The following is a 14,989-nucleotide window of genomic DNA, read 5'->3' on the forward strand; positions in this document are numbered from 1 at the left end:
AGGAAATCAATGAAAACTTTAATACAAAAAATTCTATTACTAGTGTCTGTAGTGATACTATTACCGATCACGAGTCCCCAAACAGTCCAAGCGGCTGAGGAGCCTGAACTAAATGCCAGTGCGGCGATGGCTTTTGATGAAAAAACGGGACAGATCATTTACTCCAAGGACCCTGATAAAAAAGTGGCGATCGGTTCGATTACCAAGATCATTACACTTTACTTGGTCACTAAGGCAATTCATGAAGGTAATCTTAAGTGGACAGATACATTAACACCAACCGCTGAGCAAGCTGAAATGACCCAAAGAGATGAATTGACCAACGTTCGTTTGGACGCTGACAAGTCGTATACTGTGAAACAACTTTATTCTGCAGCTTGGATTGTTTCTTCTAATTCAGCTGCGATGATGCTGGCTCAAAAAGTCGGTGGTGACCAAAAACAATTCGTTAAGTTGATGCGCCAGACTATCAAAGACTGGGGTATCAATGATGCTGAAATCAATAATGTTTCAGGATTGAATAACGACGACTTGTACGAAGGGATGTATTTGGGAACCAAGACGAGTGAGAACAAATTATCAGTCAACGATATTGCAATTATTGTGAAGCATATTTTAGATGAGTATCCAGAGGTTCTCCAAACAACGTCACAAGCCAAACTGGATTTTCCAGTTGATAATGAGACAAAGACTTATAACTCATTGAACTTGCTGCTAAAAGATCAACGAGATTATCAAGAAGGTTATGAATTCGATGGTCTAAAGACCGGTACAACTAAGCAAGCCGGGGAATCATTCGTCGGGACTTTGCCAATGGATAATACTCGTATCGTTACGATCGTCATGGGTGTCGCAGGTGAAGAGAGTGACAATGACAAGCGATTCCGCAGTGCGCAGAATCTAGCTCATTATGTCAAAGAAAATTTCATTCACCAAAAGATCATGACACCTGGAGACAAGGTAAATAATAAATATAAGCCTGAACAGGATGTTTATATGTGGGTACCAAGTGACTTTGACCTTTCCACTTTAAAGTATGGTGTATCCAAGAATGATTTGGGTTTCAAAGCAACCGCTAATAAGAAAACAGCAAACTTGGTCGTAACTAATTCACCAAGTGGCTATATTCCTTATACTAAAACTAAGAAAAAGATAAAAATCAAAAAAGTTATTGTAAAAGAGAATTTGTGGGATCAAATCGTAAATTTCTTTAGTAATTTATTCAAATAATTAATATGATTGGGAGTGCAAATGATGAGTTTGGAAATAAGTAAAGCAATTGATATTTTGCAGGAACATGACTTGTTAGTGTCTAGTAAAGTCTTGGATGAGAATCTATTCGTGACCCATATCAGCTATAATTCACGTGAAGACCAGACTAACGGTATCTTCTTCTGTAAGGGCAACAACTTCAAAGCTGAATATCTTCAACAAGCAGTTGATGCTGGAGCTCAATTGTATGTTTCTGAAAAAGAATACAACATGGGTATCAGCAGTTTGATTGTCAAAGACGTTCAAAAAGCTTTGTCGATCCTTAGTGCAGCTTTCTATGGTAATCCGGAACGTGATCTATTCATCATTGCTTTCACTGGTACCAAGGGAAAGACGACAACTTCTTATTTCATTCATAATATTTTGGACCAAGTTTATCCTGGTAAAGTGGCGTTATTCTCAACAGTTGACCGTATCGTTGGGCCTAAGCCAGAGGATAAGTTCAAGTCTGACTTAACAACTCCAGAATCAATGGAATTATTCCGTGATATGCGCCGTGCAGTCGATAATGGCATGACAAAATTAGTTATGGAAGTAAGTTCACAGGCATATAAAAAAAATCGTGTCTACGGTTTAAACTTTGATATAGGTGGATTCTTGAATATCACTCCAGATCATATCGGTGAAAATGAACATCCAACCTACGCTGATTACTTGTTCTGCAAGAAGCAATTGTTGATCAACTCGAAAGTCAATATCATCAATGCTCAGACCAATGATTTTGATACAGTTATCGCAGCAGCCCGTGAAACTAGTGCTGATAAAGATATTTATTTGTTTGGTCGTGACACTAAGGATGCAGACTTCAGTATCTCTAGTAAGGAAGCTACGTTGAGCGACAGTATCTTTGATGTTTCTGCTGTAACTGACAAGGGTAAGCAATTGAACGTCGATGGCGAGTACAAACTTGGTGTTGTCGGTGACTTCAATGAGATGAATGCCACAGCCGCTATTATTGCTTCGAGATTAGCTCAAGCTGACAAAAAAGATATTGCTTCAGGATTGCGTACTGCCAGGGTTCCTGGACGTATGGAGCACATTAATACTAAGAGTCACGGGACAATTTTCGTGGATTATGCACATAATTATGCTAGTATGAAAGCTCTACTAGGATTCTTGCGAACAGAGTATCCTAAGTCAAAGCTCAAAGTTGTTGTCGGAAGTCCTGGTAATAAGGGCGTTTCAAGACGTGCCGGATTCGGTAAGGTTCTAACAGAACTTGCTGATAGTGCTATTTTGACAACTGATGATCCAGGTTTTGAAGATCCAGCGGATATTTGTAAACAAATCGACGAAAATATCGATCATTCTAAGGTCGAGGTTAAGACGATTATTGATCGTCAGAGCGCCATTCGTGAAATGATCGAAACGAGTTCAAATGGTGACATTGTTGTTTTGGCCGCCAAAGGTGAGGATCATTATCAAAAAACAAATGGTGTCGATGTTCCATATCCAAGTGATCCAACTGTTGCCAAGGGCATCTTAAAAGATATCGAGGGATAAACTATGAAAAAATTTTTTACTGTAATTGGTGGTATGGGCACTCTTGCCACTGAAAGTTATATTCACTTGTTGAACGAAAGAACTCCAATAACTAAGGATCAAGATTACTTAGACTATATTATTGTCAATCACGCAACTGTACCAGATCGCACAGCTCATATTATCGATAATTCCAAGCCAAGTTTCTTGCCACCACTAGTTGAGGACTTACAACAACAGAGTTTATTGAAGCCAGAATTTATGGTTATTATCTGTAATACTGCTCACTACTACTACAAGGAACTACAGGCAGCGACCGATATTCCATTGATCCATATGCCACATTTAGCTATTTCTACAATGAAAAAGAAATACCCAAATGCTAAAAAAGTTGGTTTAATTGCTACTAAAGGTACGATCGAAGATCACATCTACGAGAATGAAATCAAAGATGCTGGTTTTGAATATAGCTTAGGTGATCAACAGATCCGTGATGATGTTGAAAGCTTGATTTATGATGATATCAAAGAAAAAGGCCAAATGAATGCTAAGAAGTATTATGATATCTTGAAACGTATGCACGAGGAATTCAATTGTGACGTAATCGTACTCGGTTGTACAGAATTATCTTACGCACAAGAAAAAGCTTCAGAGCATCCTTATAATGTCATTGATGCCCAAAGTATCGTTGTTGATACATCGATTGAATTGGAAACAAAGATGCGTAAAGGTGAAAAGATCGATATTTCTAAGATTTATTAACGTTTCTTGTGTATTATTGCATAACTGAGAATTCCCCATATATAATTAAAGGATAGGGAGGTACTGATTATGTTTAAAAAAATCTCACTTGTGACTGTAGTACTGGCAGGGGTATTATTAGCCGGATGCTCAAGTCAATCAGCAAGTTCGACTGACTCCAATACTAAGTCGGAGCAAACAACACAAAAGGGTACCAAGAAGTCTACACCAAAAACAAATTCAGCCGCTAAAAACGATAGTTCAACAACTAAAGATAATAGTGATGACAGTTCTAATAGTGAAAACTCCAATTCTCAAAGTGATGCAAAACAAAGTAGTAGAACTACTACTCCACAACAGGATACTGACACTACTGACAAAACATCGTCAGCAAGTACTGATGATCAACAAAATTCACAAAACACTCAAAGCGTTAACTTAACTACTGCATATCAAGCAGTCGACTATTTGGCAGGTGCTTGAGCACAACTTATGACAAGACAACGACACAATATGTTGCCAATGGTAAGATAACTTGGAATAATGTGACGGGTTATCAAGTTAACGTCTACAACAAGGATTCCGATTCACCAGCGGGAAGTTATATTGTTCAAGCTAATGGGCAATATTCACAGCTCTGGTAAAACGGGATTTGCTTGCCTTTGTAGTTAATATTCGATACTATTCTAGAGGTTGGGACTAAGTCCTGAGCTCTATTTTTTTGTTTAGGGAAGGAACAATATGCGAAGCAGACAAAAAAGAAACGTAATCATAACGCTAGCCTTGACCTTGATGCTGATACTTGGGGGATGTACGCAGACTAAGCATGCTCAAAATACGATCACTACAACGGTTAATACATACAAAGAACCTGTTCAAAGCGTTGTTGGTGATAAGTACAAAGTAGAAGCAATCATCAAGTCGGTTAATGTTGATCCACATAGTTTTTCACCCTCAAATAATAATGCTAAGCAAATCGCTGACTCTAAGTTGATCGTCTCCAATGGCTTGGGCTATGATGACTGGGTCAACAAACTTGTTACAGCTAATAGCCAAGATAAGAATCTGATCGACTTTGCAAGTAATGTTTTGCATAAGAAAAATGGTGATAATGAACATGTCTGGTTCGGCGTTACTAATGTTCAAAAGTTGAGTCAAGCCGTATATAAGAAGATGGCGAAGACAGATCCCCAAAATAAAAATTACTATCAAAAAAATTATCAACAGTATTCTGATAAGTTGAATAAGTTGATCGTTCGTGAAAATAAATTAAAGAAACAACTCAATGGTAAGAAGGCGTATGTAACTGAGCCATTACCATATTACTTATTAAAGGATCTCGGCGTGACGATCGATAATCCCCACTTTGCTAAAGCTGTGGAGGAAGATACGGATCCATCTATCTCCGATATTGAAAATATGCAAAATGGTCTGAAAAATCACAAAGTCGACTTCTTGATCGTCAACAAACAAGTTACCAGTGGAATCATCACGAAGATGACTAATTTGGCTAAAAAAAATAATGTTCCAATACTCTATTTCACGGAAACATTACCAAGCAATGTCGGCTATTATCAGTGGATGAATGGTAATCTAAATCAAATTGAAAAAGTAGTAAATAAGTAAATTTATTTGTAAATGATAATTTTTACTATTTACAAATAAGCAACTTTTGTATATTCTGTAATATATTGATGCAAATGGATGAAAGGTCTGTGAAGGGACAACTAGTGATTGAAGCAAAAAATTTAACTAAGAGATTTGGAAAACAATTGGTATTTAAAGATGTAAATTTCAAAATCGATGATGGTGAGTTTATAAGTTTGGTCGGACCTAATGGTTCAGGTAAAACAACTCTTGTCAAAATAATTATGGGCATGGAAAAAAAGACTGATGGCGAATTGTTGATGGACAAGAGTCAGACAGTCGGCTATGTTCCTCAATTTCGTAATGTGGATATCGATTATCCATTGGATATTGAGAGTTTTGTGCGTCTGAATTTGAAATTTACAATGAACCCGAAGAAGCGTGCCGAGAATAATGAGATCATCAAGCAAATTCTAGAGAAGACACGTCTAACGCATTTGCGTAAGCGTCCGTTAGGATTGGCTTCAGGTGGGGAAAAGCAGAAAGCTTATCTGGCACAGGCACTATTGAATGATCCCCAAATTTTAATTTTGGATGAATCAACTGCTAGTCTTGATGTTGAAGTTAAGATGCAATTGATGGATCTAGTTCAAGAATTAAACCAAAAATATAATTTGACTGTAATATTTATCACTCATGATTATGATTTGACGAAGAAATATACTCATCGAGCTTTGTTCTTTGAGAATAATACTATCAAACCGATCAGTGTCGATGAAATTTCAGAAGCAATGTTTGAGTGAGGTGGGGTAAATTATGTTTGGATATGAATTTATGAGAGAGCCTTTATAGCCAGTACTTTTATCGCTATAACGGCTGGATTAGTCGGCGTTTTTGTTGTTTCAAGGAACATGTCATTTTTATCGCACACACTTTCTGAAATTGGATTTGCTGGTGCTTCATTTGGCATTTTGATTGGAATATCACCATTGGCAGGAATGATCCTCTTTACGATGGTCAGTTCGGTCGCGGTCGGTTCACTTAGTTCGGAGTCGTCACGTCGTGAGGCTTCGATCAGTGCGATTTCTTCGTTATTTATTGGTTTGGGAATTTTATTTTTGTCGTTATCGTCAGAATCCAGTAGCTATGCGACAAATATTTTGTTCGGTAGTATTGTTGGTATTAGTTCCAAGGAAGTTCATCAGTTGATGATTTTGTCACTAGTGGTCATTGTTATTTTTATCGTATTCTACAAGCCATTGGCCTTCGATTCGTTTGATCATATCGGTGCGAGATCTGCTGGATTGCCAACTCGTATGCTCTCGATAGCCTTCCTTGTAACGCTGGCTCTCAGTGTCAGTATTGGCGCCCAAATCGTTGGCTCACTACTAGTGTTTATCTTATTGACACTGCCTGGCGCAACAGCCAAATATCTGGTACACTCAGTTCCTAAGTTAATTATGGTTTCGGTCGGTTTATCGCTAGCTGGTGTATGGTTAGGACTGTATTTGGCCTTTGTTACTAACTGGCCAGTCACATTCTTTATTTCCGCTTTTGAAGTTATCGCCTATTTCTTAGGATTAACTTACAAGAATTGGAAACTAAATCACTAGAGAGTTCACGGGAGAACTATTCGTTATGAATATGAAAGAATTATGGAGTAAATATAAAGATGCCATACCATATTTGATATTCGGTGTCTTAACAACTGTAGTAAACTACGTTGGCTTTTGGTTTTTCACTTACATCGCAGGCTGGAATTACCAATTGGCCAACGCTTTTGCCTACTTATTGTCAGTTATCTTTGCGTATGTGACTAACAAATTATGGGTATTTGATTCACATACAGATACGATGAAGGCCTTTCTGTTGGAAATGGGATCGTTTTTCCTTTTCCGTGGAGGATCTTGGATCATTGACCAAGGAACTATGACGATCGGTGTATCGCTATTGCACATCAATGATATGATCGTCAAACTATTCGCAAATGTTTTTGTGGTGGTTTTGAATTACATCTTCAGTAAATTTATTATTTTTCGTAAAAGAGAAAAAACAGATAGTAAATAAGCATACCTGGCAGCAGCGCCGTGTATGTTTGTTTTTTTATTGTCAAAATTTACTTTGAGTAATACCATTAAGTCCGAATATATGAGGGGGACTTAAAGTGAAAAGAAAAGGGATTTTATTTACAATTATTGTGGCATTGTTGCTTGTTGTGACAGGGTGTTCTAGTCAGAGTAAGCAAAATACTGCCTCAGCACCAACTGTTAAAAAAGCTGCCAAAGTGACAACTACGGCATACGATAATTTGTCAAAAAGTGATCGAGACAAGGTTAAATTTACGTTCAGATATTATCTCGATGATACTTCCGCGGGGGTAGTTAGTGTGGAGATAAATAATCAGACTAAGAAAAAAATTAGCTTTGATCAAAGCAAGTTTATCTTCAAAGGTTCCCACGATGTAAAGGCTAGTAAAAAGGGTAGTGTAACGGTGCTACCTAATAAGAAAATGAATATCAAAGGTTTGTTTGCTAAAGTTGATAACTCATTTTTCGAAGAATCTGGATTATTAGTCTATAAAAATGATAATTACAAGTTAGCTTATGTAGAACAAAACACAAAAATGTTCAGTTCCGATAATTTAACTAATAAAACTTTGATAAGTAACTACAAGGAATTTCTGACTCATCGAGATGCATGGGATAAACAAAAGGCTGATTATAACAAAGGTATCTATGGTAACGATAGTTCCGATAGTAGTTCGGATACGACAGATAGTAATAGTGATAATACAAACGGTAATCAAATTAAGCATGTTATCAATAGTGAAGAAGAAGCAATGGAAGCAGTAGAAAAGAAGTATGGACCAGCAGAAGATTTACCTAAAGCTGCTCACGGAGCTCAATATACATATAGACCTGGATTATGGTATAGGAGTACGGATAAATATGCATATTGGATTAGAATCACTGTTCCAGGAAGCGATAATTACTCATCACCGTATGATTGGATGGTGTATCTTAACGGTAAAATAGTTTCTGGACGCTAAAATAGTTTCTAGCTTACCACAACATTAACCATATACCATACGTCTGGCATTTTGACGACCTATGTTTTGATATATTAATTAAATTATTAAATAATAATATCAAAAGCGTAAGTAGGTGGACGTCATGGGATGGAGTTTTGGTAAGAAACAATCTTATGAACTATTGAGCAGTTCGATACTTATTTCAATTTTTGTATTTATACTATCGTATGTTTTTATCGATACTATTTGGGTAAGCATCGTTATAGCGGCATTAGGATTTGTTGTATTGTCGTTGGGAATATTCCCGTTCTATTTACCCAAAATGATAAGTTACATCAATGTTAATTTGAATGGTGTTGAGTACTATCATCTCAACAATTGGCAGGATCGATTACAATTGATTTTTGATCCTGATGCATTCAAGCTAAGCAAGATCAATTACTCCGATATTGATGACATAAGCGTTATAACGGGCAAAAAAGTTCTAGATCCAGCAATTGGTGCTAGATCTACTAGTGGTGTCTTGATTACTACCAAGGATAATGATGATATTTTTGTTGATATTTCGTGGTATGACACTGTGGATAATCCGGTTTTTGATCGGGCAATGGAATTTGTCCAAGATTGTGCAAATTAAAACAGCGCCTTTTTAATTATCTATGACGTGCTTGTTCCATTAGGACCAATTGGTCCATTTGGATTTCGTTTTGCATATCACCCCAGTACTCTATTGACTGACGTTGACGTTCCATAGTTTGATTTAGGTCATCTAGTAATCCCATTTGCTTATTTGTAGCTGAGATTAATTCTTGACGAGTTTCATCAATTGCGTTTTTAACGTCATCTTTAGCTGTACGGATTTCATTCACTAATGTATTTTGTAGTTCTTTAACTTGTTCACTTTGATCAACTACCTGTAAAGATTCTTTCCAGTTAGATGCTCTCCCAGTCCATAGTGCATTATAAATACGGAATAAGTGACGAATATCACTAGTTTCTTCTAATGGAAAATATTTAATATGTTCGCTAATTCTATCAAGATATGTATTTAACTGATTTTTGGTAACAATATGGGCATTGGACATTTGTTCAACATAAATACTGTAGTTAGCATCGAGACTTTGGTTATATTTAAATTTTTCTTTTAGATTGTCTTTCGTTAAATGATTTATTTCGTTATTAATCTGGTCTTGTTTTTTCAATTTACGATTGAAATCACGAATTCTCTTGTTTTTCCAAGATGCGATTGGTTGTGAAAATGGTAAGTCCCATTTAGCAAAGAGATAAAATAAAATTGATCCAGGGAATACAATAACTGCATTGAAGATTCCCAACATACCTGTAACAATATTAGAAAAATGAAAGGAACTGTGTTACTAATAATTATTAAAGCTAGTGAGATAAAAAAAGTCACCTTTGCTGGACGTGTATCTGATGTGTCAATGTTCTCTTCCGAAGGCAAGTGGTTGGTATTATTATTACTATAAAATTGCATCTCTAATGAATGACGACTGCCATAATAATAATCATCAAAATCTTTTTCAAGCTTATCGATTTTACCGGTATAATCATTTAAGAATGAATTTGTATCTTGCTGATAACGTAATTTGAGATTGTTAATAGCAAGTGTACCAGCGATAACTTCTTTCAAATGGTTAAGTAAATCTGGCATTTTCATAGATTGTAATTCTTCAATTTTGTCAACGTTCCAATCGTAATTAGGTCCGTTCCAAGAATTGTCCTTTTTTAATAATTCAGATTTTTGATACTCTTGTTGAACATCCTTATATGTCCTAGTTTCAGCTTTGTTGTCGCTCATATTTTCCCCCGATTATTTCTTGTTATTTATGTACGTTAGAATAATATAACTTCGGTAGGACATAATATGTCGTTTAAGCAGGAATGAAAAATTTAAGGCAAAAAAATAAGATATTTACTGTAAGCAAATATCTTATTTTGATTGATGTCTATTAATAACTCTCAGTCAGATCTTTTTCATAGAGTCTTTTCCAGTAAATTACTCTTGTAATTCACGAATCGCTAAAGCAAAATCACCAAGTGTTGCGGAGCCATTGTTTTTGACAATCGGCATCGTGATGTACTTGTCCAATTCCGGAACAACAACATAGTCGTTCAATAATTCCTTGAATTGTTCACGAACTTTGACTAGGAATGGTTCACTAACAACTCCACCACCAAAGACGATTTTTTCAGGGCGCAAGATTAAAGTTGCTTGAATAGCAGCTTGAGCAACATAGTAAGCCATGATATCCCAAGTATGATCAGTCATAGGAACATCTTTGCCGGGCTTGCCTAATCGAGCATCAAAGGTTGGTCCAGCCACCAATCCTTCTAGACAATCGCCATGGAATGGACAAATTCCTTTGAAGTCCAAATCGTCAGGATGACGCTTGAGCAAAGTATGTCCCATTTCAGGATGACCCATGCCGCCGACAAACTTGCCATCAGAAATAGCACCAGCACCGACACCGGTACCGATAGTGTAGTAAACTAATGAACCAATTTTTTCGTTAGAAAGGGTCGACATAACGTATTCACCGTAGGCAGATCCGTTAACATCAGTTGTCCAAAACATTGGAACTTTAATTTCTTTCTTGAGTGCGCCAACGAAGTCAGTATCTTGCCAACCCGGTTTAGGAGTTGATGTGATGTAACCATATTTTGGTGAATTCTTACGCAATTCAATCGGACCAAATGAGGCAATACCGAGAGCCTCGATGTCGAATTGTTTAAAATACTCAATTGTTTTTTGTAAAGTTTCCTCCGGTGTTGTTGTAGGGAATTGGACACTATCCTTGATACGATAGTCTTCGTCACCTACAGCACAAACAAATTTTGTTCCACCTGCTTCAATACTTCCAACTAGCAATGTAAATTCCTCCCATATTGAAAATTTCTGCAATCGCTTTCGATGATTTAAGATACCATTATGAAAACTGGTCGTCAATTGCAATTATTTTAGATTGAGTTAAAAAACATAGGATTACTGTATAATGGATTTATCAGAATCAAGGATATAGGTGGATTTGAATGGTAGTTAAAATAGATGATGTAGCAAGGGTTGCGGGAGTTTCCAAAACCACAGTCTCACGCGTGTTGAATAACCGTGGATATTTGAGTGAAAAAACAATTAAAAAAGTTCACGATGCAATGGAATCTTTGAATTACCAACAATGCCGTGGCCAGACAACTTTATAAAAAAGAAACCAAATTGGTTGGTTTGATTTTTCCGACTGTTGATAATCCATTCTTTGGTCAATTGGTAGCAGAATTGGAAAAACGTTTGTTTGATGCTGGGTTCAAAGTTTTGATCGGTAATTCGATGAATGATCCTGAAAAAGAAGAGACGTACTTGAAAGAATTGATCTCTAATCAAGTTGATGGATTGATCGTTGGTGCACAGAATAAAGATATATCTGAATATCACACGAGTAATTTGCCAGTAGTTGCCATTGATCGTGTGATGAATGAGGATATCCCGGTGATTGCCTCAGATAATTATATGGGTGGTAAATTGGCCACAGAACTATTGATCAATAGTGGTGCTAAACACATAATTAGTACCCATGGACCAATTAACCTTAAGACTCCAGCCAATCGTCGTGTTGAAGCATACGCCGATGTCATGGCGTCGTATAATCTTGTTCCACATACATATATTGTTGACTTCAGTTGGGATTTTGAAAAAAAGAGACAGGCAATTGAAGCTATGTTTTCAAAGTACCCAGAAATGGATGGAATCTTCGCAACGAATGATATGGATGCTGCCTTAGTTTGGCAGACGGCCACGAAGTTAGGCTATAATATTCCCGATGATCTGAAGATTGTAGGTTACGATGGGTCTAATATAACTAGAGTATTGCTGCCAGAGCTGACCACTATTGTTCAACCAGTTGAATTGATGGCAGAAAGGGCTGTTACTACATTAATTTCAAGAATAAAAGGTGACGATACGCCTTTGGAACAAATAATTCCGGTTAAAGTATGGCGAGGAGAATCAGTATAGATAGCAAGGAGTTAGGACTAATTAGGTTCTAACTATTTTTTTACAAATTTATGATAACCGGTTGACATAAATAATGAGAGCGATTACAATAATTTTTGTAAACGTTTTAATAACAATATGTCAACCGGTTGATATAATATAAATTTAGGAGAGCTACTATGAGAAAACAAGTTTATTTCAAGCTAAGTGCATTCTTTTTCTTCTTCTTCGTTAGTTGGTCTGCTTGTTATTCGTTATTTGCTATTTGGTTAGGCCAAGAGATTCACCTGAACGGTGCAGCCACAGGATTAATTTTTGGTATTAATGCAGGATTTACACTAGTCATGCAACCTCTTTATGGATTTATTTCAGATAAATTAGGCATTCGTAAGAACTTATTAGTTTGGTTAAGTGGTATTTTAATTTTTACTGGTCCATTCTTCATCTATGTATATGGTCCATTACTTAAATATAATGTTTTGCTTGGATCAGTTGTTGGTGGATTGTTCTTAGGTATTGGTTACTTAGCTTCATGTGGTGCTATTGAATCTTATGTTGAAAAAATCAGTCGTAAGTATGATTTTGAATATGGTCGTGCCCGTATGTGGGGATCACTTGGCTGGGCAGCTGCAACGTTCTTTGCAGGTCAATTGTTCAATATTAACCCAAATTATAACTTCTGGATTGCTTCAGTTGCCGCAATCGTAATGTTTCTTATCATGTTGTCACTTAAAGTTGAAGTTTCAGAAGTTGAAGTTAAAAAGGCACAATCAGTTAAAGTTGCTGATGTCTTCAATCTATTTAAAATGAAGGATTTTTGGTTCTTTATTATCTTCGTTCTAGGTGTAACTTGTGTATATGGTGTTTATGATCAACAGTTCCCAAGATATTTTGCTGAACAGTTTAACACTGTCAAGGAAGGTAACTTAATGTTTGGTTATCTCAACTCGTTCCAGGTCTTCCTTGAAGCAGGTATGATGTTCCTTGCACCTAAGATTGTTAATAAACTTGGAGCAAGAAACTCATTGTTATTGGCTGGATTCTTGATGGCATTCCGTATTACGGGGTCAGGAATAGTAAATGGACCAATTTTGATTTCAATTATGAAGTTGATTCACTCAATTGAATTACCAATTCTCTTAGTTTCAGTCTTCAAATATCTTGATGCTAATTTTGAATCAAGACTATCTTCAATTCTTTATCTAGTTGGTTATCAGTTCTCAGGTCAAATCGGAACAATTGTTTTGTCATCATTAGTTGGTCACTTGTATGATCAAATGGGATTCAAGACAACTTACTTATACTTAGGAATTTTCGTATTTGTCTTTGCAATGATAGCTGTATTTACTCTTAAAAAATCAAATGAACAATCAATAGACACAGCACAAGTAAATCACGCTTAAATAGGAGATAATTATGCAAACAATTTTAAAACCCATAGAAATTACTAATGAGCGTTATCGATTGGGATATCATGTTGCAGCAAAATCTGGTTGGATAAATGATCCGAATGGATTCTGTTACTTCAAAGGTTACTATCACATTTTTTATCAACATTATCCATTTGCTGCAGAATGGGGTCCAATGCATTGGGGTCATGCTCGTAGTAAGGATTTGGTACACTGGGAGACTCTACCTATTGCCTTGACTCCGGGGGATAAAGAAGACGAGAGTGGCTGCTTCTCAGGTAGTGCTGTTGTCCATGACGGAAAAATGTATTTGATCTATACTGGACACCATTATTATCCTGGAGATGATAATCCTGATCATTTCTGGCAAAATCAAAATCTCGCAATTAGTGAAGATGGAATTCATTTTAAAAAATATGAGAATAATCCGATAATCTCACAAGCTCCGGAAGATAATACGCAACACTTCAGAGATCCCAAAGTTTGGTATGAAAATGGTAACTGGCACTTGATCCTTGGCAGTCAATCTAATGATGGGTTAGGCAGAGTATTACGTTATGACTCGGATAATTTAATTGATTGGAACTACTTAGGACCAGTTGCTAAATCTAATAATCTGAAAAAAGAAGGTTATATGTGGGAGTGCCCGGATTTCTTTTCACTAGGTGATAAACAAGTACTTTTGATGTCGCCACAAGGAATTGATGCTGAGGGAATTCACTATAATAATGAGAATGAAACAGGTTATATGACAGGCGACTTTAGTTATACTGATAACAAGTTTGAACGTAACAATTTCCAAGAATTAGATAGTGGGCATGATTTCTATGCTACACAGACTATTCTTGCACCGGATGGACGCAGATTATTGTTCGGATGGATGGATATGTGGGGCAGCGAGTTCCCTGAGAAACAAGACGGTTGGTCAGGAGCTTTGATTTTCCCACGGGAATTAACGTTGAAGAATGATAAGTTATATATGAAGCCTGTTGACGAATTGAAGTTACTTCGTACGAGTGAATTGTTAAATGGAGAATCTAATATTAATGGAAGCTATCCATTTGATTTTAGTAGCAAACAATATGAAGCAGAAATCACTTTGAATATGGATAATGCGACAGAAGCAGGATTCTCATTGACTGATTCTAATGATCAAGAAATGTTGAGATTACAATATAGTAAAAATAATAATCATGTTTCAGTTATGCGTCCTGGCAAGGACGGGGTTAGAGAAGTTGTTATATCAGCCACTGATACATTAAAACTTCATATATTAGTAGATACTAGTTCAGTTGAAATCTTCATCAATGATGGAGAAGCCACATTTACCGAACGTATCTATAGTGAAGATACATTGAGATTCAACTTGCTATCTAACGGTGAAGTATCAGCAAGTTATGATATTTATCAATTAGATACAAATGCAATTGAATACTAAAAAGCAGCCAATTAGGCTGCTTT

14 protein-coding genes and 2 pseudogenes are annotated in these 14,989 nt (G+C 36.4%); 14 read left to right on the plus strand and 2 right to left on the minus strand.

Annotated elements, in window-relative coordinates; genetic code table 11:
* The first annotated feature begins 9 nt into the window (after positions 1-9).
* From JCM14932_RS02795 to JCM14932_RS02845, 11 genes and pseudogenes are all read left to right on the plus strand, one after another.
* Positions 10-1,230, plus strand: coding sequence for a D-alanyl-D-alanine carboxypeptidase family protein (locus JCM14932_RS02795; RefSeq protein ID WP_025023526.1), 1,221 nt, complete (start codon positions 10-12; stop codon positions 1,228-1,230).
* 24 nt (positions 1,231-1,254) lie between these two features.
* The gene (locus tag JCM14932_RS02800; protein ID WP_025023527.1) at positions 1,255-2,775 is read left to right on the plus strand and encodes a UDP-N-acetylmuramoyl-L-alanyl-D-glutamate--2,6-diaminopimelate ligase; all 1,521 of its coding nucleotides are present in this window, start codon (positions 1,255-1,257) and stop codon (positions 2,773-2,775) included.
* 3 nt (positions 2,776-2,778) lie between these two features.
* Positions 2,779-3,516, plus strand: a complete 738-nt coding sequence (locus JCM14932_RS02805) for an aspartate/glutamate racemase family protein (RefSeq protein WP_025023528.1) — start codon at positions 2,779-2,781, stop codon at positions 3,514-3,516.
* A gap of 69 nt (positions 3,517-3,585) precedes the next feature.
* A complete protein-coding gene (locus JCM14932_RS02810; protein ID WP_025023529.1) occupies positions 3,586-3,978 on the plus strand; it encodes a hypothetical protein in 393 nt (130 codons plus the stop codon).
* Positions 3,975-4,139, plus strand: coding sequence for a hypothetical protein (locus tag JCM14932_RS16465; protein ID WP_155832060.1), 165 nt, complete (start codon positions 3,975-3,977; stop codon positions 4,137-4,139). Before JCM14932_RS02810 ends, JCM14932_RS16465 begins: the two co-directional genes overlap by 4 nt.
* A 97-nt stretch (positions 4,140-4,236) precedes the next feature.
* Positions 4,237-5,121: a metal ABC transporter solute-binding protein, Zn/Mn family gene (locus tag JCM14932_RS02820; protein WP_025023530.1), complete on the plus strand. Its 885-nt coding sequence runs from the start codon at positions 4,237-4,239 to the stop codon at positions 5,119-5,121.
* 104 nt (positions 5,122-5,225) lie between these two features.
* Positions 5,226-5,885, plus strand: coding sequence for a metal ABC transporter ATP-binding protein (locus JCM14932_RS02825; protein WP_025023531.1), 660 nt, complete (start codon positions 5,226-5,228; stop codon positions 5,883-5,885).
* Positions 5,886-5,898: 13 nt separating this feature from the next.
* Positions 5,899-6,695, plus strand: a pseudogene (locus JCM14932_RS14340) (metal ABC transporter permease).
* A 31-nt stretch (positions 6,696-6,726) separates the two neighbouring features.
* Positions 6,727-7,149, plus strand: coding sequence for a GtrA family protein (locus tag JCM14932_RS02835; protein WP_025023532.1), 423 nt, complete (start codon positions 6,727-6,729; stop codon positions 7,147-7,149).
* 97 nt (positions 7,150-7,246) lie between these two features.
* Positions 7,247-8,131 (plus strand): hypothetical protein, encoded by an 885-nt coding sequence (locus JCM14932_RS02840; RefSeq protein ID WP_025023533.1) that lies wholly within the window; start codon positions 7,247-7,249, stop codon positions 8,129-8,131.
* 124 nt (positions 8,132-8,255) lie between these two features.
* Complete coding sequence (locus tag JCM14932_RS02845) at positions 8,256-8,750, plus strand: hypothetical protein (protein ID WP_025023534.1); 495 nt, start codon at positions 8,256-8,258, stop codon at positions 8,748-8,750.
* Between the two features lie 16 nt (positions 8,751-8,766).
* Here JCM14932_RS02845 and JCM14932_RS02850 read toward each other — a convergent pair whose 3' ends face one another.
* Both JCM14932_RS02850 and scrK read right to left on the minus strand, forming a co-directional pair.
* Positions 8,767-9,450, minus strand: a complete 684-nt coding sequence (locus JCM14932_RS02850) for a hypothetical protein (protein WP_156408957.1) — start codon at positions 9,448-9,450, stop codon at positions 8,767-8,769.
* A gap of 680 nt (positions 9,451-10,130) precedes the next feature.
* A complete protein-coding gene (scrK, locus tag JCM14932_RS02860) occupies positions 10,131-11,003 on the minus strand; it encodes a fructokinase ScrK (RefSeq protein WP_025023537.1) in 873 nt (290 codons plus the stop codon).
* 161 nt (positions 11,004-11,164) lie between these two features.
* Between scrK and JCM14932_RS14345 the strand changes: the two are divergent.
* The 3 genes and pseudogenes from JCM14932_RS14345 to JCM14932_RS02875 all read left to right on the plus strand — a co-directional run bounded on the left by JCM14932_RS14345 (position 11,165) and on the right by JCM14932_RS02875 (position 14,966).
* Positions 11,165-12,140 (plus strand): annotated as a pseudogene (locus tag JCM14932_RS14345) (LacI family DNA-binding transcriptional regulator).
* Between the two features lie 158 nt (positions 12,141-12,298).
* The gene (locus JCM14932_RS02870; protein WP_025023538.1) at positions 12,299-13,522 is read left to right on the plus strand and encodes an MFS transporter; all 1,224 of its coding nucleotides are present in this window, start codon (positions 12,299-12,301) and stop codon (positions 13,520-13,522) included.
* Positions 13,523-13,535: 13 nt separating this feature from the next.
* Complete coding sequence (locus tag JCM14932_RS02875; protein WP_034542472.1) at positions 13,536-14,966, plus strand: glycoside hydrolase family 32 protein; 1,431 nt, start codon at positions 13,536-13,538, stop codon at positions 14,964-14,966.
* Positions 14,967-14,989 lie beyond the last annotated feature (23 nt).

The organism is Companilactobacillus nodensis DSM 19682 = JCM 14932 = NBRC 107160 (genome assembly GCF_000615905.1).
GTDB lineage: Bacteria > Bacillota > Bacilli > Lactobacillales > Lactobacillaceae > Companilactobacillus > Companilactobacillus nodensis.

Coding starts and splice junctions, on each gene's coding strand:
- JCM14932_RS02795 (WP_025023526.1), top strand. CDS start 10: ATGAAAACTTTAATACAAAAAATTCTATTACTAGTGTCTGTAGTGATA.
- JCM14932_RS02800 (WP_025023527.1), top strand. CDS start 1,255: ATGAGTTTGGAAATAAGTAAAGCAATTGATATTTTGCAGGAACATGAC.
- JCM14932_RS02805 (WP_025023528.1), top strand. CDS start 2,779: ATGAAAAAATTTTTTACTGTAATTGGTGGTATGGGCACTCTTGCCACT.
- JCM14932_RS02810 (WP_025023529.1), top strand. CDS start 3,586: ATGTTTAAAAAAATCTCACTTGTGACTGTAGTACTGGCAGGGGTATTA.
- JCM14932_RS02820 (WP_025023530.1), top strand. CDS start 4,237: ATGCGAAGCAGACAAAAAAGAAACGTAATCATAACGCTAGCCTTGACC.
- JCM14932_RS02835 (WP_025023532.1), top strand. CDS start 6,727: ATGAAAGAATTATGGAGTAAATATAAAGATGCCATACCATATTTGATA.
- JCM14932_RS02845 (WP_025023534.1), top strand. CDS start 8,256: ATGGGATGGAGTTTTGGTAAGAAACAATCTTATGAACTATTGAGCAGT.
- JCM14932_RS02850 (WP_156408957.1), bottom strand. CDS start 9,450: ATGTTGGGAATCTTCAATGCAGTTATTGTATTCCCTGGATCAATTTTA.
- JCM14932_RS02870 (WP_025023538.1), top strand. CDS start 12,299: ATGAGAAAACAAGTTTATTTCAAGCTAAGTGCATTCTTTTTCTTCTTC.
- JCM14932_RS02875 (WP_034542472.1), top strand. CDS start 13,536: ATGCAAACAATTTTAAAACCCATAGAAATTACTAATGAGCGTTATCGA.